At 62.0% G+C, this 20,088-nt stretch carries 20 protein-coding genes; 3 read left to right on the forward strand and 17 right to left on the reverse strand.

The window, feature by feature from the left end:
• Positions 1 to 42 precede the first annotated feature (42 nt).
• Positions 43 to 651 (reverse strand): TetR/AcrR family transcriptional regulator, encoded by a 609-nt coding sequence (locus tag QEG70_RS11495; protein ID WP_308720780.1) that lies wholly within the window; start codon positions 649 to 651, stop codon positions 43 to 45.
• Between the two features lie 139 nt (positions 652 to 790).
• Here QEG70_RS11495 and QEG70_RS11500 point away from each other — a divergent pair, with 139 nt between their 5' ends.
• The gene (locus tag QEG70_RS11500) at positions 791 to 2,278 is read left to right on the forward strand and encodes an efflux transporter outer membrane subunit (RefSeq protein WP_308720781.1); all 1,488 of its coding nucleotides are present in this window, start codon (positions 791 to 793) and stop codon (positions 2,276 to 2,278) included.
• Positions 2,279 to 2,386: 108 nt separating this feature from the next.
• On the forward strand, positions 2,387 to 3,265 hold the full coding sequence (locus tag QEG70_RS11505; protein WP_308720782.1) for a LysR family transcriptional regulator: 879 nt from the start codon (positions 2,387 to 2,389) through the stop codon (positions 3,263 to 3,265).
• Here the strand turns inward: QEG70_RS11505 and QEG70_RS11510 are convergent.
• Genes QEG70_RS11510 through trbB form a run of 11 tightly spaced genes read right to left on the reverse strand, consistent with a single transcriptional unit; the run spans position 3,237 to position 12,575 of the window.
• A complete protein-coding gene (locus QEG70_RS11510) occupies positions 3,237 to 3,482 on the reverse strand; it encodes a DUF2274 domain-containing protein (protein WP_308720783.1) in 246 nt (81 codons plus the stop codon). The genes QEG70_RS11505 and QEG70_RS11510 overlap by 29 nt on opposite strands.
• Positions 3,479 to 4,639: a TraB/TrbI/VirB10 family type IV secretion system protein gene (locus QEG70_RS11515; RefSeq protein WP_308720784.1), complete on the reverse strand. Its 1,161-nt coding sequence runs from the start codon at positions 4,637 to 4,639 to the stop codon at positions 3,479 to 3,481. The genes QEG70_RS11510 and QEG70_RS11515 overlap by 4 nt, the downstream gene beginning before the upstream one ends.
• The gene (gene trbG, locus QEG70_RS11520; protein ID WP_308720785.1) at positions 4,636 to 5,622 is read right to left on the reverse strand and encodes a P-type conjugative transfer protein TrbG; all 987 of its coding nucleotides are present in this window, start codon (positions 5,620 to 5,622) and stop codon (positions 4,636 to 4,638) included. Before trbG ends, QEG70_RS11515 begins: the two co-directional genes overlap by 4 nt.
• Positions 5,622 to 6,302, reverse strand: coding sequence for a conjugal transfer protein TrbF (trbF, locus tag QEG70_RS11525; protein ID WP_308720786.1), 681 nt, complete (start codon positions 6,300 to 6,302; stop codon positions 5,622 to 5,624). The genes trbG and trbF overlap by 1 nt, the downstream gene beginning before the upstream one ends.
• Before the next feature lie 2 nt (positions 6,303 to 6,304).
• Positions 6,305 to 7,564: a P-type conjugative transfer protein TrbL gene (trbL, locus tag QEG70_RS11530; protein ID WP_308720787.1), complete on the reverse strand. Its 1,260-nt coding sequence runs from the start codon at positions 7,562 to 7,564 to the stop codon at positions 6,305 to 6,307.
• A gap of 4 nt (positions 7,565 to 7,568) precedes the next feature.
• Positions 7,569 to 7,841 carry a putative entry exclusion protein TrbK-alt gene (trbK-alt, locus tag QEG70_RS11535; RefSeq protein WP_173571232.1) on the reverse strand — a complete coding sequence of 91 codons (273 nt, stop codon included), beginning with the start codon at positions 7,839 to 7,841 and terminating at the stop codon, positions 7,569 to 7,571.
• Entirely contained in the window at positions 7,841 to 8,587 is a 747-nt protein-coding gene (trbJ, locus tag QEG70_RS11540) for a P-type conjugative transfer protein TrbJ (RefSeq protein WP_308720788.1), read from the reverse strand. The genes trbK-alt and trbJ overlap by 1 nt, the downstream gene beginning before the upstream one ends.
• Positions 8,584 to 11,010 carry a conjugal transfer protein TrbE gene (gene trbE / locus QEG70_RS11545; protein ID WP_308720789.1) on the reverse strand — a complete coding sequence of 809 codons (2,427 nt, stop codon included), beginning with the start codon at positions 11,008 to 11,010 and terminating at the stop codon, positions 8,584 to 8,586. The genes trbJ and trbE overlap by 4 nt, the downstream gene beginning before the upstream one ends.
• 7 nt (positions 11,011 to 11,017) lie before the next feature.
• Positions 11,018 to 11,284: a VirB3 family type IV secretion system protein gene (locus tag QEG70_RS11550; protein ID WP_308720790.1), complete on the reverse strand. Its 267-nt coding sequence runs from the start codon at positions 11,282 to 11,284 to the stop codon at positions 11,018 to 11,020.
• Positions 11,284 to 11,610: a TrbC/VirB2 family type IV secretion system protein gene (locus QEG70_RS11555; RefSeq protein ID WP_308720791.1), complete on the reverse strand. Its 327-nt coding sequence runs from the start codon at positions 11,608 to 11,610 to the stop codon at positions 11,284 to 11,286. Before QEG70_RS11555 ends, QEG70_RS11550 begins: the two co-directional genes overlap by 1 nt.
• Positions 11,607 to 12,575 carry a P-type conjugative transfer ATPase TrbB gene (gene trbB / locus QEG70_RS11560; RefSeq protein WP_308720792.1) on the reverse strand — a complete coding sequence of 323 codons (969 nt, stop codon included), beginning with the start codon at positions 12,573 to 12,575 and terminating at the stop codon, positions 11,607 to 11,609. Before trbB ends, QEG70_RS11555 begins: the two co-directional genes overlap by 4 nt.
• 213 nt (positions 12,576 to 12,788) lie before the next feature.
• On the opposite strand from trbB, the gene QEG70_RS11565 reads away from it, so the two are divergent.
• A complete protein-coding gene (locus QEG70_RS11565) occupies positions 12,789 to 13,058 on the forward strand; it encodes an HU family DNA-binding protein (RefSeq protein WP_308720793.1) in 270 nt (89 codons plus the stop codon).
• A 591-nt stretch (positions 13,059 to 13,649) separates the two neighbouring features.
• On the opposite strand, the gene QEG70_RS11570 is transcribed toward QEG70_RS11565, so the two are convergent.
• The 5 genes from QEG70_RS11570 to QEG70_RS11590 all read right to left on the reverse strand — a co-directional run bounded on the left by QEG70_RS11570 (position 13,650) and on the right by QEG70_RS11590 (position 19,929).
• Positions 13,650 to 14,912: a hypothetical protein gene (locus QEG70_RS11570; RefSeq protein ID WP_308720794.1), complete on the reverse strand. Its 1,263-nt coding sequence runs from the start codon at positions 14,910 to 14,912 to the stop codon at positions 13,650 to 13,652.
• Between the two features lie 440 nt (positions 14,913 to 15,352).
• Positions 15,353 to 15,778: a CopG family transcriptional regulator gene (locus QEG70_RS11575; protein WP_308720795.1), complete on the reverse strand. Its 426-nt coding sequence runs from the start codon at positions 15,776 to 15,778 to the stop codon at positions 15,353 to 15,355.
• 5 nt (positions 15,779 to 15,783) lie between these two features.
• A complete protein-coding gene (locus QEG70_RS11580; protein WP_308720796.1) occupies positions 15,784 to 17,766 on the reverse strand; it encodes a conjugal transfer protein TraG in 1,983 nt (660 codons plus the stop codon).
• 109 nt (positions 17,767 to 17,875) lie between these two features.
• Positions 17,876 to 18,822 (reverse strand): IS630 family transposase gene (locus QEG70_RS11585; RefSeq protein ID WP_308720862.1). Its coding sequence is split into 2 segments (ribosomal slippage): positions 17,876 to 18,483 and positions 18,483 to 18,822, totalling 948 coding nucleotides; the frame shifts between segments, so codons are not numbered across the junction.
• A 276-nt stretch (positions 18,823 to 19,098) separates the two neighbouring features.
• Positions 19,099 to 19,929, reverse strand: a complete 831-nt coding sequence (locus tag QEG70_RS11590) for a class I SAM-dependent methyltransferase (RefSeq protein ID WP_308720797.1) — start codon at positions 19,927 to 19,929, stop codon at positions 19,099 to 19,101.
• Between the last annotated feature and the right edge of the window lie 159 nt (positions 19,930 to 20,088).

The raw sequence follows: 20,088 nt of genomic DNA on the forward strand, positions 1-20,088 counted from the left end.
ACCATATTGTCAATAAGTCACATTACGATCGTACTGCTATTTTTAGGGGGCGAGGCTTCGCAGCACGAGATTAGCCAGGGTCGCCGCGTCGTCATCGAGCGTTTCGAGATGCTGTTCGAGCAGAAGCGGATGGTGGATCGACTGAAGCACCAGCATGATGGCGTGGCAGGTTTCATCGATCGGCGTCTTGCGCTCGAATTCTCCACTGTCACGCCCTTCGCGGATCAGGCGCTCCACAATGCCCCGCAGCCATCCTCTGAAGGCCTTGGCTGGGGTCCATTCTTCTTCCATCGCGAAATAAACGATATCGTGCATTTTCCGGTCGTGAAAGAATAGCGCGACGGTATTGCGCGCAAGTGCAATAAAAACCCGACGCAACCGGTCTGATGCGGACTTTCCATCCTCGACGATTGCCTGCAGAACGGCCCGCATGCTGTCATGCTGAAGAGCGCATATGGCCTCGCCGATCGCCTTTTTGGATTCGAAAAATTTGTAGATGTAGGCCTTCGACAGACCGATCGCTTCGGCCAAGTCGGCGATCGTGGTCTTGTTGTATCCATAATGCCGGAAATGCTCGTTGGCCGCCGCAATGATCTGGTCCCGGCGTTCGTGGTCGGCCGGACCACGTTGTCCACTATGGGGCGTGAGCATTCTGTTCTCCTCGACTGGCAGTTCACCGCCCTAGATAGGCCACAACAGATGAATTGACAACGAGTGACCATCGTGTGCAATGTTCACTCGACTATAGCTGGATTACGTATATCCGACGCTGATTAGAGGCCGAACAACGATGGTAGCCATACATCCTTCCACGGGAGGGAGGTCCTCGCATCCCCTGTATCGAACGGCAGTTCACCGGGCAAAATCAATCACCGCACTCTCTCTTGCGCTCCTGGTCAGCGCCTGCGCGGTCGGCCCGAACTACAGGGAACCGAAGACTGATTTGCGGTCGTTTCATGCTGCCGCAGCCGTTGACACCCGGCAAGCGAGGACCTCGCCCCCACTTGATACATGGTGGGAGGGCTTTCACGATCTCGAATTGACCCGGATCGAGCAACGGGTGCTCAGCCAGAATTTGGATCTTGCCGCTGCTGTAGCGCGCGTACGCCAGGCACGTGGCGCGGCTGAGGCCGCCGCAGCACGCCTACTTCCGACGCTGGATTTCAACCCCCAGGCCTCCGCGAACAGGCTGTCGAAAGAAGGCCTGATTGGCCATATCGTGAATGATGTACCGGGCTTCAATCGCGATTATCGCTCCTACGATGTGAGCGGTGCCGCAAGCTGGGAAATCGACCTGTTCGGCGGCCTGCGCCGAGGGCAGGAAGCCGCGCGCGATGAGGCCGAGGCTGCCCGCGTGGAACGCGTGGGTGAGCGTATCACGGTGGCTGCCGATGCTGCGGACGCATATTTCCAGATCCGGGGAAACCAGGCGCGCCTCGCAGTTGCGGAAAAGCAGATTGCCGTGGACGCCCATCTGCTGGAGCTGGTTCGCCAGCGACGCACGCGCGGCGTCTCAAACGAGCGGGAGCTGGCTCAGGCTGAGGCTTTGCTGCAGTCCGCGCGCGAGACCGTGCCATTAATCCGCATTGCACTCGAAGCCCAGCTCAATCGTCTTGACGTGCTGATGGGTGTACAACCGGGCACCTATGCTGCCGAGCTTGATAATCCATCTGACATTCCGCCTATTCCAGCTATCGGCGGTAATGACAAGCCCGCCGATATGCTGCGTCGTCGCCCTGATATTGTCGCGGCGGAACGCCGTCTGGCGGCGTCGAACGCAAGGATCGGCGAGGCGCTGGGCGATTATTACCCCAAATTGTCCTTAATGGGGATTCTGGGCTTTCAGAGCCTCAGCCCCAACAAGCTTTTCACGGCGCCCGGCTTCCAGGCCGCCGGGTCCGGCGCGATCCGCTGGCGAATTTTCGATTTTGGCAAGATCGACGCTGAGGTCCAGCAGGCACGCGGCGCCAATGCCGAGGCACTCGCGCGCTACCGACTAACAGTCTTGCATGCAGCCGAGGACGTCGAAAATGCCTTTACGACTCTCGTGCAGAGCGAACAGCGCACCGATGAGCTGCAGGCTGCGGTCGCCTCCCTGACCCGCGCTCACGACCTGTCACAGCAATCATTTCAGGCGGGCGTCATTCCCTTGACTGACGTACTCGACGCAGACCGGCAGCTTCTGGATGCGCAGGATCAACTGGCCTTAAACCGGGCAAACGCGGCACGCGCGGCGGTAAGTTCGTTTAGAGCCTTGGGTGGGGGATGGCCCACATGAGGGAAATGATCCGGCGCGCATGGCAGGGGATCGGCTCCATCATTTTCTACCTAATCGTCGCTCTCGCTGTTCGAGGGTCAGGATTACTTACGTTCGTTCGCTCGCGTCATGCGAACCACAAATCTTGAGTATTTTAAGTTCGCTGTCGATGCCGGCAGCCTGACACGCGCGGCAAGCGTTCACGGCGTCAAAGTTTCTACAATTAGCCGCGCCATCGACAGGCTCGAAGATGAATTGGGCGTCACATTGCTTGAACGAAATCGCACCGGGGTGTGCCTTACGCCGGCGGGCGAACTTCTGTTCGAAAAGATTACCTCACTGCTTCACGACCTGGAGCGGATCAAAACGACGGGCCAATTGCTCGGCAGGAACGGACGAAACGTCATTCACGTGGGAAGCCTTCTGCCGCCGATTGGCGACCGATTCAGGCTCGCATTATCAAGATGGAAGATAAAACATCCGAAAGTCAGAATAATTTTCCATGAAATGGGAGCAAGAGACCTTCTTGTTGCATTATCTCGGCGTCAGCTCGACGCTATTTTTTTCGCCCCTTTCGTGAGATTCGACGAGATTGAGTCACTGCCATTCTGTGACGAAGAGCTTTTTCTGGCTCTGCCAACTGAACACCCCTTACATCACTATCAGAGTCTGTCACCAGATAAGGTACGGAACGAAACTTTCCTGATTCAAGACTGGGGACAGGATCATAGCGTCAGGGATCGTTACGCGGAGATCCTCGGCACAGATGTAGCGATCGAGACGCATCCTGTCGGAAAGCAGTGTGTATTTGCGCTGGTTGGGGCGGGGTATGGAGTAACGCTTGCTGCCCGCAGCCAGGCAGAGTGCGGTTTTCCGGGAGTAGTCTTTCGTCCTCTTGCTGCAATTGACGCTCGACTGCAGATCCTTCTTGGCTGGGACGCCAGTTGCCAGGACGCGATGACCGGCCGCTTCATATCCTTTATCCGTGATCTGGATCGACAGAGCTAGTCCGAGATCGTTTCGTTCTAGCGAAGGCTCTATCCCCCTCCATAAAGCGGGCGAGCATGGGCGGGATGAGCTTCGTGGGGGCGATCTCGCCCTGACCGTTCTCGCGTGCCAGCAACCGCGCATATTCGACAAGGTCGCGATGCACGGCGGCGGGAAGTTCCACACTCAAACGCACTGGCTTTTCGTCCGCGATCGGTCCCAGCCTGAGTTTCTTCATCGGGAAACCTCCTGTCCGTAGGGGGTGAGCACCAAGTCACGATGCACCATCACTCGCACCGGAAAGCCCGGCCGGATGATGTTGGTGGGCTGGATATTGAGTGAGCGCCCGACCATCTGCTCGCCGATCTGGTTGAAACCCTGCGAGCCGCCGGTCCGCAAGGCCTGGGCGATGCCATTGCCGCCGCTGATGTCGGCCTCCGAGCCCACGCTCAGCATCGTCGAGACCAGGGCGGCCTTGAACACCTCGCCCCAATGATTATCGGTTTGGTCCTGCAGCCCAGCAAAGCCTGCGGCGTCGGCGGCCGGCTCGTTCTCCAGCACGATCGAATCTCCCGCCCCGCGCAACAGTCGGGTCCAGACCAGCAGCACGCGGGTCTGGCCATAGGCGATCTGGGAATCATAGCGGCCGATCAGCATCGCCCCCTGCGGGATCAGCAAGCTATGCCCGGTCGGAGAGTCATAGACGTTTTCCGTCACCTGCGCCGTGACCTCGCCGGGCAGGTCCGAACGGATGCCGGTGATCAACGCACCGGGAATAATCGACCCGGCTTGGAGCACATAGGGGCTGGGGGACGGTGCGAGCCGTTCAGCGCTGACGGTGCGGTGATCGACGGGACCGTCGAGGAATGCCTGCTTGCGATCGGCAGGAGCGCCGCTGGACTGGGCTGCGGTCGCGCCCGCTGCCGCCGGCGTCGCGATATCCCGCCCCATCTGCGTCTGGGTGAACAGATGGCTGACCCGCGCGGCTTCCTGCTCCTGGGCGATACGCTGCTTCTCCGGATCGGCGGGTGCGGCCGGTGTCGCCATGCCGGGAGCACCCACGCCAGCCTTGAGCAACGGCCCACCAAGATCGCCAGGCAACGGCGGTCCGAGGCGCGGCGGATGGCTATAGTCGCCCGGCAGATTGGCCAGCCCGTCCGGCGTAGTGCGGCTGCCGGTATTGTAGAGTTCGGCATTGCTCTTCGGAGGCGCCGGCTTCAACGCCTGATAGAGCGCGCCGCCGATGCCGCCCACGGCGATGACCGACAGGCCGAGGATCACCTTGCGCGACAGCCGCGTGACCGGCGGCCGCGTCGTCCGCAGCCGCATCTCTTCGGGTGGCCTGACGGCGGCCCCTGGCGTTTCAGTGCCGCCGCTCCCGGCGCTTTCGCTCATGACCGCCGCGTCCCGTCGGTGCGGACGATGCGCACCACCTGCTGATGCTTCGCACCCAGCCGCAGTTCGGCGGCGGCGAACAGGCGATCGACGATCATCCGATTGCCGCGCACCCGATAATTCACGAGTTGGCCGTCGCCCTGCGGGCCGACCACCCACAATGGCGGCATCTCCCCCTGAGCGATGCCGGTCGGGAATTCGATAAAGACCTGCCGCCCGTCATCGAAGGCCCGCAACGGCCGCCACGGCGCCTCGTCGCCCTCGACTCGGTAGCGAAAATTCAGCGCGTCGAGATCGACGCCGGTCACGACCGAAGCCGCGAGATCCGCGTCACGATCCTGGCCGCGCAGGGCGACGATCTGGTCCTGCGGATAATCCCAGGACACCGACGCCATATAGGTCCGCTCATCGGAGCGCAGTTCCAGATGATAGGTGCGCCGGTCGGTATTGACGACCAGGTTGGTGGTCAGGTCCGGGCGGGTCGGCTTGAGCAGGATATGAATCCGTTTCGATGCCCCTGCCCCACTCTCGGTATCGCCTATGATCCAGCGCACGGTATCGCCAGCGGCGACCGGACCGGCACCGACCAGCTTCTCGCCCGGCTGCAGCGCGATGTCGGTGATCTCGCCGGGTGCGGCATAGAGCTGATAGAGCGCACCCTCGGAGAAGGGATAGACCTGGATCGCATTGAGATAGCCGGCCCGCGTCGGCTGGATCCGCGCCACACTGTTGGCGCGCTCGACCCGCTCATGCGGATCCGTCGGGTCCGGCGCCGCATGCCGGTATGGGATCGGCTTGAGCTGCCCCGGGAGCGGCAAGGGCTCTGGCAGCGCCACCACCTGCACCGGCTTGGGCGGCTCCGGGGTAAGGACCGCCTGTCGGGGCGTATCGTCGTATTTGATGACAGGCGGCGTCCATGAAGAGCAGGCCGCGAGCGGCGCCAGCAGGATCATGAGCGGCGCGATGGTGTTGAGGGTGCGCATCAGCCGAGTTCCCTGGACCAGTTGAGGGCGTGGACGTAGATGCCGAGCGGGTTTTTGCGCAGCCGATCGGCATCGGTCGGGGTAGTGACGACGATGGTGAGGATCGCGCTCCAGCGCTCGGTGGCGGCCAGGGCGCCATCGACATAGCGGCGCTCGATCCATTCCACCCGGAAGCTGTCGTCGGAAGCGCGGATGACGCTGGCGATCTCGACCGCCACCTGCATCTTGCCGATCTGGCTAAAGGGGTCGCTGGTGCGGGCATAATCGTTCAGGGCCAGCGCGCCGCGGTCGGTGACGTAATTATAGGCGTCGAGCCAGTTCTGTCGCAGCACCACCGGATCGGCCGGGATGCCGCGCACCTCGGAGATGAAACGCGCCAGATACCAGGCGATCTGCGGATCGGTCGGCCGATAGGCGGCGGTTGCCGGACCGACGGCCTGCGCCTGACCGAGATGGTCGATCTGCACCACCCAAGGGGTGATGGTGCCCCGCGCCGACTGCCAGACCAGCCCGGCGGAAAGCCCACCGCTTAAAGCGAGGCAACCGAAGAAAGCCAGCTGCCAGTTGCGGGCCTGGACGCGGGCCGAGCCGATGCGGTCGTCCCAGACCTGTCCGGCCTTGTGATAGGGCGTCTCGGGCTCCGGTGTTTTGCCGAAACGCACAGTAGGGCGGCGGAACATGGCTATTCTCCTTCCGAGAGATCGACGTCGTGACCGCCGCTAGGCCGGTCGCCGCCCTTGATCGCCTGCGCGGCCGCGTCCGCCCCGCCCCTGATCCGGTTGTTGCGCTGCATCCGGCTGGCCCAGGCCGGCGGCTTTCCGGTAGCACTCGCTCCACCGCCAGCGCCCGAAGCGGTCGCACCACCGGCCCCGCCGGTCGCGGCCGCTCCTCCGGCCTGATAGCTGGTGCGGACACTGGCCATGGCCCGGCGCAACGGGCTGGCGGCAGCCGACAGTCCGGCTTTCGCCACGCCGGCCGCCCCACCGGCCTGATAGGCGGCGGTCGTGCCGCCCGCGACAAAGGCGCCGCCACGCACCGCGGCCGCCGCAGCGCCCACAGCCAGTCCGGCCCCTGATGCGGCGGCCACACCAGCACCGATGACCCCGGCCGCCGTAGCGACGGCGGAGCCCGCACCCAGTTGTGGACCACCGGCGATCAGGCCGTTGGCCAATGCCGGGCCGAACACGGTCAAGCCGAGCAGCGTCAGGGACGCCAGGATCAGGGTCAGCGCGTCATTGATGGTCGGCGGGTTATTGAAGCCGCTGGTGAACTGGCCGAACACCGTCGAGCCGATGCCGACGATGACGGCCAGCATCAGCACCTTGATCCCGGACGACACCACGTTGCCCAGCACCTTCTCGGCAAGGAAGGCGGTGCGGCCGAACAGGCCGAACGGCACCAGCACGAACCCGGCAAGTGTGGTCAGCTTGAACTCGATCAGCGCCACGAAAAGCTGGATCGCCATGACGAAGAAGCTGATGACCACGATCAGCCAGGCAATCAGCAATACCGCGATCTGGATCGCGTTGTTGAAGATGGCGACGAAACCGACCAGCGAGGAGATCGAGGTCAGGATCGGTTTGCCGGCATCGATGCCGACCTGTGCCAGCCGCCCCGGCTGGAGCAGTTGCGCCTGGGTAAGATGCCCACCGCCCGCCTCGATGCCCAGCCCGGCGAAGGACTCATAGATGATCTTTGCCAGCCCGTTGAAGTCGCCGATGATGAAGGCGAACATGCCGATGAACAGCGTCTTGCGGATCAGCCGCGCCAGCACGTCTTCGTCCGGCGCCAGCGCCCAGAACAGCCCGGCCAGGGTGATGTCGATGGTGATCAGCACACCGGCGAGCCAGTGGACGTCGCCCTGCACCAGACCGAAGCCAGAATCGATATACTGGGTGAAGATGGCGAGGAAATTGTCGATGACGCCGGTGCCCTGCTGCATGGCGTCACCGTGCCGCGTCGGGCGCGAAAAAGCGCTTGCGGTTCTCGGCCCAGATCGCGGCACAGGCTGGATCGCCGTCGGCCTTCATGCCGAGCGCCTGGCAGCGCGCGAGACCGGCGACAAGCCGGTCACGCGAGCCTGGTGGCCCGAGATCCAGCACCTCGACGTCACGGGGCACATGCCGGAGATGCAGGCTCGCGGCGACCAGAATCAGAACGACCAGCCCGACGGCAACGAGCCGGAAGACGATCGGCGGGGAGAGACGTAACCCGCGCATCAGTGGAACATCTGCGCGGTGCCAGGCGTATAACCGGCCCCGTAATTGAGGAAATTCGCCAGTTGCGCCCTGCCCTGCTCCTCGCTCTCTTCCTGACGCGCGCCTTCCAGCGCCTGGGCGCGGCCCATCGCCATGACGACTGCGGTAAGGTCGGCAAGCTGGCGCGTCTGCAGCGCGGTAAGCTGGTTGCCCGATTGCGCGGCCTGTAGGGCGCCCGTCGCCGCCTGGCTCGACGTCACCAGACTGTCGATCTGGCTGCGCGTGGCATCGAGATTCTGCACCGCCCCGGTCTGCACGCGCAGCCCGTCCTGATAGGCGCCCCGCGCGTTCTGCCATCGCGTCTGGGCGTCGGCGGTCATCTGCGCCGCCGAACTCGGGCTACCCAGCGCCTGCGGATAGGTCTGCGAAAACGCCTGATCGATGCTGGTCAGGTTATAAGAGAGCCCCTGCGCCTGGCCGACGATCTGCTCGGTCTGCGCGATCGACTGCTCCAGCGGTGCCAGCACGGAGAACGGCAGACTGGTCAGATTGCGGGCCTGGTTCTCCAGCATGGTCGCCTCATTGAGCAGGCTCTGCGCCTGCTGGTTGACCTGCTGCAATTCCCGCGCCGCAATCAGGACGCTCTGCACATGATTGGCACCGTCATAGACCGCCCATTGCGCGCGGGCCGGCGCGCTCAGGATAAGCGGGAGCACAAAGCCAGCGCCGAACATGAAAGCTGATTTTTTTATCAGCATGTTTCTCATGACCCCTCTCCCGGATTGAGCATCTCGACCGCCCACTCGACGCCTTTGTGCGCCAGCCAGGCAGCCGCGAACCCGTCACGGCCATGACGGGAAAAAATCCGGTCGATGGCGGTCTGGTCGTCGGGTGACGACGCGGCGGTGAAAGCCAGCGCCACCTCGGATAGGCCGAGATCGAACAACCGGTTGCCGCGACGGGACTGACAGTAATAGTCGCGCTTGGGTGTCGCCCGGCTAAGGATCTCGATCTGCCGGTCGTTCAACCCGAACCGGCGATAGATCGCGGTGATCTGCGGCTCCAGCGCCCGGTCGTTGGGCAGGAATATACGGGTCGGGCAGCTTTCGATCAGCGCGGGGGCGATCGGACTGGCATCGATATCGGCCAGCGACTGGGTGGCGAAGATGACGGAGGCGTTCTTCTTGCGCAGCGTCTTCAGCCATTCCCGGAGCTGTCCGGCGAAGGCGCGATCATCCAGCGCCAGCCAACCCTCGTCGATGATCAGCAGCGTCGGGCTGCCATCAAAGCTGTCCTCGATGCGGTGGAACAGATAGGACAGCACGGCGGACGCCGCGCCGGAGCCGATCAGCCCCTCGATCTCGAAGGCCTGGATATCGGCGACGCCGAGACGTTCATGCTCGGCGTCGAGCAACTGTCCCCACGGGCCACCAACACAATAAGGCTGCAACGCCTGCTTCAGCGCCAGTGATTGAAGCAGCGCCGACAGACCGGTGAGGGTGCGTTCCGCGACCGGGGCCGAGGCCAACGAAGTCAGCGCCGACCACAGGTGTTCCTTGAGGTCGGGGGCAACCGCGACGCCCTCGCGTTCCAGCAGGGTCGCCACCCATTCCGCCGCCCAGGCCCGATCGCCCAACTCATCGATCCGCGCCAGCGGCTGCAACGCGACTGCATCATTCCCATCCTGCGACAACGCGCCGCCGAGATCATGCCAGTCGCCACCCATCGCCAAGGTAGCAGCGCGGATCGAGCCACCGAAATCGAAGGCGAAAATCCGGGCACCGGCGTAACGGCGGAACTGCATTGCCATAAAGGCCAGCAGCACGGACTTGCCGGCTCCCGTCGGCCCGGCGATCAGCGTGTGGCCGACATCGCCGACGTGGAGTGCGAAGCGGAACGGCGTCGAGCCTTCGGTGCGGGCATAGAACAGCGGCGGCGCGTTGAAATGCCCGTCCCGCTCCGGCCCGGCCCACACTGCGGAGAGCGGGATCATATGCGCCAGGTTCAGGGTCGAGACGCAGGGCTGGCGCACATTGGCGTAGACATGCCCCGGCAGGCTGCCGAACCAGGCTTCGAGCGCATTCACCGTCTCGCGCATGCAGGTGAAGTCGCGGCCCTGGATGGTCTTCTCCACCAGACGCAGCCGGTCGGCGGCGATCACAGGATCCTCGTCCCAGACCGTGACGGTAGCGGTGACGTACGCTTGCCCGACCTGATCGGTGCCGAGTTCCTGCAACGCCGCATCGGCGTCGGCCGCCTTGTTGGCGGCGTCGGAATCCAGCAGCACCGAGGCTTCGTTGGTCATCACCTCCTTGAGGATGGCCATGATCGATTTGCGCTTGGCAAACCATTGCCGCCGGATCCGGCCCAGCACTTTCGTGGCGTCAGTGCGGTCGAGGCAGATCGCCCGCGTCGACCAGCGATAGGGAAAGGCCAGACGGTTCAGCTCATCCAGCAGCCCCGGCCAGGTCTGGGTCGGGAAGCCGGTCACGGTGAGCGTGCGCAGATGGGCGTCGCCCAGGCGCGGCTCCAGCCCGCCGGTCAGTTCCTCATCGACCAGGATCGCGTCGAGGTGCATCGGGATTTCCGGCACCCGGACCCGCTGCATGCGCGTGGAGATACAGGAATGCAAATAAGTCAGCGTTTCGCCGTCATCGAGCCAGTCGGCCTCCGGCATGAAGCCGTCGAGCAGCGCCAGCACCCGGTCGGTCTGGTCGATGAAACCTGCGACCACCGCCCGCCAGTCGGAGCCGCCACGGGCGCGGTTCTCGTAGAGCCAGGCTTCGGCACGGGCGGCATCGTCCGCCGGCGGCAGCCAGACCAGGGTGAGGAAATAACGGCTCTCGTAATGCGCCCCCTCTTCCTCGAACTGCGCCCGCCGCTCGGCGTCGACCAGTTCAGACGCCGGATCGGGGAACAGGCTAGCGGGATAGCCCCGCGCCGGGCCGCGCTGTGCCTCGACGAAAATGGCCCAGCCGGAGCCGAGCCGGCGCAGGGCGTTGTTCAGACGGGAGGTGATGGCGACCAGTTCGGACGCGGTCGAGGAGTCCAGATCGGGGCCCCGGAACCGGACGGTACGCTGGAAGGCGCCGTCCTTGTTCAGCACCACGCCCTTGGCAACCAGCGCCGCCCAAGGCAGGAAATCAGCGAGCCGATCGCGGCGATGGCGATATTCGGCGAGGTTCAGCATGGCGCCCTCACCCGACCAGATGGGTGGGATAGCGCAGGTGCCGGCGCACCACGTCGACGAAGGCGGGATCGCGCTTGGCCGCCCAGACGGCGGCGAGATGGCCGACCAGCCAGAAGATCCCGCCCGCGATCCACAGCCGCAGGCCGAGGCCGATCGCCGCCGACAGCGTGCCATTGACGATCGCCACCGTGCGCGGCGCCCCGCCGAGCAGGATCGGCTCGATCAGGGCGCGATGCACCGGGACGGTGAAGCCGGGGATGGCGTCCGGCTCCATCAGATCAGCGCCCCGCCGGAGAAGGAGAAGAAGGACAGGAAGAACGAACTGGCGGCAAAGGCGATCGACAGGCCGAAGACGATCTGGATCAGACGGCGAAAGCCGCCCGAGGTCTCGCCGAAGGCCAGCGTCAGGCCGGTCACGGTGATGATGATCACCGAGACGATCTTGGCGACCGGCCCCTGCACCGAGTCCAGGATCTGGGTCAGCGGTTGTTCCCACGGCATGTTCGAACCGGCCGCATAGGCCGGCGCTGACAGCAGGGCGAGAACAAGGGGCGCGCTCGCCACGGCAAAGCGGCGGCGCAGGGCGATCATGCTTGTCATGACGGATCTCCGGCGGGTACGAGGACGTAGGTCCCGTCCGGAGTCAGGCCCCGGACAATGGCGAGTTCGGCCAGTCGGCGCGCGCTGCCGCGCCCGGACAGCACCGCGATCATGTCGATGGTCTCGGCGATCAGGGCGCGCGGCACGGTGACGACGGCTTCCTGGATCAGTTGCTCCAGCCGGCGCAGGGCGCCGATCGCCGAGCCGGCGTGCAGGGTACCGACGCCGCCGGGATGGCCGGTGCCCCAGGCCTTGAGCAGGTCGAGCGCCTCGGCGCCGCGCACCTCGCCGATCGGAATCCGGTCGGGGCGCAGGCGTAGCGAGGAGCGCACCAGGTCGGAAAGCGAGGCCGCGCCGTCCCTGGTGCGTAGGGCGACCAGATTGGGGGCCGCGCATTGCAGTTCGCGCGTGTCTTCGATCAGCACCACCCGGTCGCCGGTCTGCGCGATCTCGGCCAGCAGGGCATTGACCAGCGTGGTCTTGCCGGTGGAGGTGCCGCCAGCGACCAGGATGTTCTGCCGCTCGGCGACGGCGCGGCGCAGACACTCGGCCTGTGCGGCGGTCATGATGCCGGCTGTCACGTAATCGTCGAGCGAGAACACCGCGACCGCCGGACGCCGGATCGCGAAGCAGGGTGCTGCCACCACCGGGGGCACCAACCCTTCGAACCGCTCTCCACTTCCCGGCAGTTCGGCGGAGACGCGCGGGCTGCCGGGATGCACCTCCACCCCGACATGATGGGCGACCAGGCGGACAATCCGCTCGGCGTCAGCCGGCGTAATCCGGGTGCCGGTGTCCTCCATCCTGCCGGCGAGCCGGTCGATCCACAACCTACCGTCGGGATTGAGCATCACCTCGACGATCGACGGATCGTCGAGATGCCCGGCAATCGCCGACCCCAGGGCGGTGCGCAACATGCGCGTGCCACGGGCAACGGCTTCGGAGCGGAAGGGAGCGACAGACACCGGGAACCCCGCGATTGGCCTCCGACGGGAGGCGGTGGATCAGCGGGGTTGATTAGAAAGAGGCATGGACACGCCAGCGCAACAAGTCTCTGGGACCGTAGGGCGCTGGGATAGAAAAACTTGCATAGGGGTGTGTTGCCATTTGCGCAGTGACGGGGCGACAGGGCGCTGCTACCGTTTTCTGGAATCGACCACGACACGGATCCGCCCCGCATGAGCAAAGCCTTCATCGCCGCTGTTCTTCAGGACTCTCTCGCCTGCACCGGTGTGACCGCCACCAAGGCCGCTGATGATCTGGTCGGAGCCATTGTCGGCGAACTGGAGCAGGAAGGCGGGTTCACCCTGCCGTCATTTGGGACGTTCACCGTCCATAAGACCAAGGCCCGTAAGGCGCTCAATCCCCGCACCGGTGAGCCGGTGAAGGTCAAGGCGGGCAAGACCGTGCGCTTCAAGGCCAGTCCCGTTCTGAAGAAGGCAGTCTGATTGGACGCCCCGTTCAATGGCTGCCAGATGATAATTTGGGTAGGGCAGAGAGCAGGAGACTGGCGGCTTACGCCTCATGTCGGTCATTCTTCGCCTAAAATTGGAATCCCAAAAGCAGACCTCAGCCCAAAGAAGCGGACGGAGATTTATCGTAGTAGACTTAATAAGTAATTGAAGACAATATTTACGCCAAGAAAAGGCGACGCATGGGGATGGTTTTGACTTCAAATATCCAAGTTGTTAATTCAGTTTACGTTTGCCGTAGTCGATTGCCAATATTACCCGATCAAGGTAAGGTATTTTACCGAAGCTTAGCTGTATCAAAAAACATCTGTCGATTACTGTTAGTATACCCAATGAGGCACATAGCGCTCTAATAGCTACCAAATTTGCTCACCATAGAGTTGGTATTGCGATAATATTCTTTGGGGATTTCAACTCAGAATATACTCTTCTCGACCCGTTAGCCAAAACTATTTTGCAATATTGTCGCTTATTGTGCGGAGATGACGATTACGTCACTATGGCTCCAATCAACGGCTCCTTGATCCTGCCAAGTATCCCCATTCACGGGGCTGCACGGACAGTTTTTCACCCGAAAAGAGTGATTTCTTCGGAAGGTGGAAACTTTCCACTCACCTGGAAGTGGCCATTGAGTTTTTCAAAAATCGAATGCTGGATGATGCCTGGTGCGATGCAGCGGACACCACCATGCCAGTTACCGTCAGAGTCCGGAAAAACTGAGGTATAAAAGTCACCTTTTTGATAAATATAGCATTCATTTAGTGGCTGATTGTCGGCGACTATCTGGAACGGAGAGCCTTTTTGACTGATGACCCCAATGGGAACATTCATGCATATTACCCGGCCTTCAGCCAGCCAGCCAACGATGCTGGCCGCGGCTTCAGTGTGGAAAACATGCTGTAAGACCGTTCCGTCACCCATCCTGGCGGTTTGAGCTTGGTAGAGAAGCACAAAGCGAATTGGACCATGAGGATAACGCTCAAAATAGTTTTTAATCCAAGATGCCGCTATTTGCATTCCGAACCATTCGGGAATACGTATAAAAATTGCGTGCAGGGCGTCAGAGCCATATTTTGCAAATTTACTGGCATTGGCCGCGGCTACCTCGAGCTTTGCCTCGAGATTACTTACCTCATTACGATGGAAGGGCACGATTACGCTAACCTGATGTGAAATTTTTTGCGAGCTGAGTGGGTAGACGTCCAACTGCGGCGAAGTCAAATTTGTGGACCAAATACCAAACTCGTTAGCACATTTTCCGTTCACCGGTTGACTGAGAATCTCATCAAGTCTGGCATGGAGTTCTTTCCAGTCTTCCTCAGAGGGATAGCTACTTGCTCGTACAAGAACGCACAGCCCGTTTCGCTTTTGTGATTTGATACGGGCCTTGAAAGCTGCGTCGAATTTTTTCGAATGGCCTTGGAATATACGCTCATGTTGTGACATTCCATAGTCTTTTACTGAAAGAGGAACCGCAGCGCCATCGTCGAATGTTATGATTGCATCGTAACCAGCGGTGTTTTTTGGCGTGGGGGCAACGTTGGTTCCTGATTCCCGTATCAAGTAAAGAGCGAGAAGCTCCAGCATCGCACCTCGACTGTTGTTGCTGTCTCTACCTTTGATAATTTTGATCTGGCCTTTCAGCCATATAGGATGTGCCGTTTTGGCCCAATCCAGCGCGCAGGCAAGAATGAGCAACTCGGTGGAGGCTAGACCATCACGGCGCGCCCAAAGTCTACCAAGGGGGCGTTGGCACTGCTGTTTGAGCCAATTTTCGCCAAACTGCTCCGGTATTAAGGAAAAGAGACGATCAATCTCGTCTGTCTCCATGCCAAGATGACTTGTGGGACGCAGTGCTGAAGTTTCTGTCATTGGGCTTAAGGATTCTATATAATGTGTAAAACGATAGCCTGACGGGGCATCATAGGCGCTTTTTATATCATGGCAACACGCAGACTGAGCCGCAGCGGCCTTTCTGGAAGGTAGATTTGTGTAGTTCCACATAAAAAACTGTCGTCTATGTAAACGTCTGTCTGGAGCTTTGAAGGTCGACTGCATCAGCCGCCGCACGCAGCTCATCCCCTGCGTGAACGACATTTTTTGTCAGATTCGAACGGTTGCGCAGCTAGAGGCGAACATCGTAAACTGATAAGAAACAGACATATTCGACTTGATGCCGATGATGACTGCTATCAGTGTGGCGCATTCCCGAATGCAGACCGACAGGAATCCCCCAACCCAGACCTAAATTTGCGAGAGGGTCTGCCGGGTCAAGTATCCTGATCTTCCGCAACAGGCTCCAGGTCCAACCTGATCTCGTCGTCCAGCGTTTTTCCTCTGGCGAGCCGGCGTCCGATCGCTTCGATGAACCCGTCATACCGTTCCCGGCCCTTACTCTGCGCTGCCGCCAATGCCGCGTCGGGTAATGGTGGCGTGCTAGTCAGCCAGAACCGCACGAACACAGCTAATGATTCGTTCGAGATCGTGACCCGTCGCTCCATGCGCTCCAACTGCCGCGTCACCCGGTCCAGCCGCCGGGCCAACGCGGCCTCCAACCGCTCCGGGCCGTCCGGCGACAGGAACGATGCCAGCGCCGTCTCAACGATCAGCGCCTGCGGCACCTTTTTGCGGGCGGCGTAGTCGGCAAGCCTGACACTGAGATCGGCAGGCAGCCGGATCGTGTGCTTGATCCGCATGGCGGTCACAGCCCCATCTGATCGCCGGGATCGAGCGAGACCTGACGCGCGAGAACCCGCTCACCACGGCGTAGGGTCTGCGCCCGTGTGGCGTCGTCCTCGGGTTCGTCCTCCAGCAGATCGAACTCATGAACCGGCTTCCTCGGTGCCTGCACCACCTCTTCCTGTTCCGGCAATTCCGGCTCGCGGCGGATGCCCGCATTGGCCGGGTCGTCATCCGCGCTGGGCGACGCGGCTGGCTGCACCAAGTCGGCCCAGTCCCCCGGCGGCTGCGGTCCGATGGGCGGTGTTCCCGGCGGAGCAGATGGCGGCTCGAAGCGGGGTGGCGGGAGGATGCGCGCGGCCAGTTCGGCATCCTCGAAATACCGCGCCTTACGCGCCCGGATCGGCGGGCAGCCTGACACGAGCACCAGCTCTTCATCTGGCGGAAGCTGCATGATCTCGCCGGGCGTCAGCAGCGGCCGCGCGGTTTCGTGGCGCGTCACCATCAGATGCCCGAGCCACGGCGACAGACGGTGTCCAGCATAGTTCTTGGCGTCACGGATCTCGGTGGCGGTGCCCAGCGCGTCGGAAACCCGCTTGGCGGTCCGTTCGTCATTAGTCGCGAAACTGACCCGGACATGGCAGTTGTCGAGGATCGAGTTGTTCTGGCCATAGGCTTTCTCGATCTGGTTCAGGCTCTGGCCGATCAGGAAGCTCTTGATCCCATAGCCCGCCATGAACGCGAGCGCACTCTCGAAGAAATCCAGCCGTCCCAGCGCCGGGAACTCATCAAGCATCAGCAGCAGGCAATGGCGCCGCTTCGCCTCCAGTTCCTCGGTCAGCCGGCGGCCGATCTGATTGAGCACCAGGCGGACCAGCGGCTTGGTGCGGCTGATATCCGATGGGGGTACCACCAGATACAGCGTCGCCGGATGGCTGCCGGCGACAAGGTCGCGGATCCGCCAGTCGCAGCGCCGGGTCACATGCGCCACCACCGGATCGCGATACAGACCGAGAAACGACATTGCGGTGGATAGCACGCCCGAGCGTTCATTGTCGCTCTTGTTCAGCAGTTCCCGTGCCGAGCTGGCGACCACCGGATGCACACCCTTCGTCCCGAGATGCGGCGTGGTCATCATGGCGCGCAGCGTGGTCTCAATCGCGCGTTTAGGGTCAGAGAGGAAATTGGCGACACCGGCCAGGGTCTTGTCCTCCTCGGCGTAGAGGACATGCAGGATGGTGCCGACCAGCAGCGCGTGGCTGGTCTTCTCCCAGTGGTTCCGCTTCTCAAGGGCGCCCTCAGGATCGACCAGCACATCGGCGATGTTCTGCACGTCGCGGACCTCGCGTTCGCCGCGCCGGACCTCCAGCAGCGGGTTGTAGGCGGCACTGGCAAGGTTGGTCGGATCGAACAGCAGCACCCGACCAAAGCGGGAGCGCCACCCCGCAGTCAGCGTCCAGTTCTCGCCCTTGATGTCATGGACGATGGCCGAGCCTGGCCAGGTCAGCAGCGTCGGCACCACCAGACCCACGCCCTTGCCCGAGCGGGTGGGCGCGAAACACAGCACATGCTCCGGCCCGTCGTGACGGAGATAGGCATCGGCCGAACGGCCCAATATTACCCCATCGGGCGCAAGCAGACCGGCTCGACGAATCTCGCGCAGGTCGGCCCAATGCGCCGAGCCGTAAGTAGTGGCGCGCTTCTTTTCGCGGGCGCGCCAGACGGACATGGTGATCGCGACGATGACGGCAGCAATCCCGCCGGATGCCGCGATGTAACCGCCTGTGGTGAAAATATCCGGGGCATAGGCGTCGTAGGCGAACCACCACCAGAAGAACTCCGGTGGGTAGTAGACCGATCGGCCGAGCAGCGTGAACCACGGGGTGCCGAGTTGCGGCTGGAAGCCCAGCCGCCACGCAGTCCACTGCGTCGCGGCCCAGGTGAAGGCGAGGATCACGGTGCTGACGGCAAGCACCGCCCCCCAGAGGATCTTGGTTTGGTTCATGACAGGAACCGAGCAAGTGGCACAGACGAGTCCGGTTCAAGTGCAAATGATGCCGCCATGGTCCATGGCGGCATCCCGGATAGAAATCGGACGCTAGAGCACGTCCACGTTATTCCGGTTCATAGCCTGCGGCGGTGAAAAAGTTGGCACATTCGTCCGGAGTGAAATCATTCAGGACCGATCCGGCGGCGTCCCATAACGCTGTGACGGTTCTTGCTGCCTTGGCTCGTAAGAGGGCCTTGAACTTGGCGAACGCCATTTCGATCGGGTTGAAATCGGGACTATAGGGAGGCAGGAACATCATACATGCCCCCACTCGTTCGATGGCCTTTCGCGCTCCCGGAATCCTGTGAGCGGGCAGATTGTCCAGCACAACGATATCGCCCGGGCTCAGCGTCGGCACGAGAACATGCTCGACATAGGCCTGAAAAATCTCGCCGTTCATGGCGCCATCATGCACGAAGGGTGCGGTCATGCCCGTGAGGCGCAGGCCAGCGGTAAAAGTGGTGGTTTTCCAATGGCCATGAGGAACGCCAGCCCGACAGCGTTCTCCGCGTAAAGCGCGACCACGTAGGCGCGCCATCTTCGTGGAGAGGCTGGTTTCGTCGATGAAGACCAGGCGGTGCGGATCGAGGTCAGGCTGGCCGTCGAACCAGTCCTGCCGCCGTGTCAGCACATCTTCGCGCTCCTGCTCCAATGCATGTGCGGTCTTTTTTTGAATGTCCACCCGCGCTGCCGCAGCCATCGGCTGAGCATACTGCGGCCGATCCCGACGGACTGCTCACCCTGCAGGCGCGCCACCATCTCGTTGAGCGTGATATCTTTTTGCGCTTCGATCATGCCAACAATAAAGGCTTCATGCCCGTCCAGCCTCGAGCCGCGTGGCTTGCCCTGACGGCGCGCCGCCCGTTCGCCGCTTTCACGCTCGCGCCGAAGCCACCGGATCGCCGTCGAAATCCCGATCCCGAACCGCTTCGCTACTGAACGGGCTGACCCGCCCGCTGCGCCGGCTTCCAGAACGCGCACCCGAAGATCGTCACTCAATGCTCGCGCCATCACCATCTCCATCAATGGAAACGGTGAATCACAATCCACGCTCCGCGTCATCCCCCACGATTCATAGTTCAGTGGACGCGCTCTAGCCAATACGATGGGGCAAGGCCGGAGTCGCTTCCGGGAGGAACAGACCCGTCGGTGATCACTGGACGTAGTATCTCGCCATCAGGCCGTTGGGGATATCTCCAAGGCACTGGTGCCGGGCGATGACTATGGCCCACCGCAGTTGTAAGAATTCAAGATTCACCGGTTAGAACCCAGCAGCGCCAGGTGGCGTCAAGGGCGCTCCAGCACGAGCTGCGTTATCCTAGCGCGGCCTTCCCTTAGGTTTATGCCCAGATTGGCGACCAATTCCCCAAAGTCGGATCCCATCGCGACGTGAAGGCCCAGCGGCGGCGGCTCTCCCGCAGCTTGAGTTCGCGCCATTTGTTCCGCAAACCAGGACACGCCCGCATCAGTGCGGTCTTTACACTGGAGAACGCGAAACCCTTGATCATCCAGCAATGAATGCATGACCTCCGACGTCACAAGGAAGCTGGTGTCAGCATGGCGGGCCCAGGGCACAGGAAAATGCAGTGGTTCGCCATTCCCGACTACCACGTCGTAAACTGCAAACCGCCCGCCGCGGCGCAGCACACGATAAGCCTCACGGTACATGCTCGGGCGGTCAGCGATGTTCATTGCCACATGTTGCGTCCATGCCACATCGAAGGTCTCGTCGCCGTAGGGCAGCATCTCAGCGCGAGCAGTCTCGTACGTGACCTTCTCGGTTAGGGCCGCACGCGCCGCTAAGTAAGTTGCCGCTGCAACAAAGCTCGGACTTACATCGACGCCCGTCACGTGGCAGCCAAAGGTCGCCGCCAGATAGCGCGAGGGCCCACCAAGCCCAGACCCGATATCCAATACGCGCGACCCGGCTGAAATACCCGTCGCCAGGGCAAGCTCCACCGTCGCGTCGATCCCTCTGGTGTGAAACTGATCGAGAGGGGCAAGGTCCGCGAATGTGAGTAGTCTATCGTCGAGCCCAGCTTTCGTCAGCGCAGCGCGCAGACGATCTCTTAAATCGTGCTCCCCGTAATGCTGAACGACTTTTTGTGCCTGACTCATCGTACATCCTCGCCATTAATTGGGGTAGTTCAGAAACCGTCGTCCGGCATCCCGTCTCCTCGAAAGCCGGCTATTGTTGTTGTTCAAGAATTTTCCTATCGATTACTGCAAACAATGCTTCATCCCTCGTTCCGCTTCTTGTTCCACATTTAGTTGGCA

This window comes from Komagataeibacter xylinus (assembly GCF_031081985.1).
Taxonomy (GTDB): domain Bacteria; phylum Pseudomonadota; class Alphaproteobacteria; order Acetobacterales; family Acetobacteraceae; genus Komagataeibacter; species Komagataeibacter xylinus_E.

Coding starts and splice junctions, on each gene's coding strand:
- QEG70_RS11495 (WP_308720780.1), bottom strand. CDS start 651: ATGCTCACGCCCCATAGTGGACAACGTGGTCCGGCCGACCACGAACGC.
- QEG70_RS11500 (WP_308720781.1), top strand. CDS start 791: ATGGTAGCCATACATCCTTCCACGGGAGGGAGGTCCTCGCATCCCCTG.
- QEG70_RS11505 (WP_308720782.1), top strand. CDS start 2,387: ATGCGAACCACAAATCTTGAGTATTTTAAGTTCGCTGTCGATGCCGGC.
- QEG70_RS11510 (WP_308720783.1), bottom strand. CDS start 3,482: ATGAAGAAACTCAGGCTGGGACCGATCGCGGACGAAAAGCCAGTGCGT.
- QEG70_RS11515 (WP_308720784.1), bottom strand. CDS start 4,639: ATGAGCGAAAGCGCCGGGAGCGGCGGCACTGAAACGCCAGGGGCCGCC.
- trbG (WP_308720785.1), bottom strand. CDS start 5,622: ATGCGCACCCTCAACACCATCGCGCCGCTCATGATCCTGCTGGCGCCG.
- trbF (WP_308720786.1), bottom strand. CDS start 6,302: ATGTTCCGCCGCCCTACTGTGCGTTTCGGCAAAACACCGGAGCCCGAG.
- trbL (WP_308720787.1), bottom strand. CDS start 7,564: ATGCAGCAGGGCACCGGCGTCATCGACAATTTCCTCGCCATCTTCACC.
- trbK-alt (WP_173571232.1), bottom strand. CDS start 7,841: ATGCGCGGGTTACGTCTCTCCCCGCCGATCGTCTTCCGGCTCGTTGCC.
- trbJ (WP_308720788.1), bottom strand. CDS start 8,587: ATGAGAAACATGCTGATAAAAAAATCAGCTTTCATGTTCGGCGCTGGC.
- trbE (WP_308720789.1), bottom strand. CDS start 11,010: ATGCTGAACCTCGCCGAATATCGCCATCGCCGCGATCGGCTCGCTGAT.
- QEG70_RS11550 (WP_308720790.1), bottom strand. CDS start 11,284: ATGGAGCCGGACGCCATCCCCGGCTTCACCGTCCCGGTGCATCGCGCC.
- QEG70_RS11555 (WP_308720791.1), bottom strand. CDS start 11,610: ATGACAAGCATGATCGCCCTGCGCCGCCGCTTTGCCGTGGCGAGCGCG.
- QEG70_RS11565 (WP_308720793.1), top strand. CDS start 12,789: ATGAGCAAAGCCTTCATCGCCGCTGTTCTTCAGGACTCTCTCGCCTGC.
- QEG70_RS11570 (WP_308720794.1), bottom strand. CDS start 14,912: ATGGAGACAGACGAGATTGATCGTCTCTTTTCCTTAATACCGGAGCAG.
- QEG70_RS11575 (WP_308720795.1), bottom strand. CDS start 15,778: ATGCGGATCAAGCACACGATCCGGCTGCCTGCCGATCTCAGTGTCAGG.
- QEG70_RS11580 (WP_308720796.1), bottom strand. CDS start 17,766: ATGAACCAAACCAAGATCCTCTGGGGGGCGGTGCTTGCCGTCAGCACC.
- QEG70_RS11590 (WP_308720797.1), bottom strand. CDS start 19,929: ATGAGTCAGGCACAAAAAGTCGTTCAGCATTACGGGGAGCACGATTTA.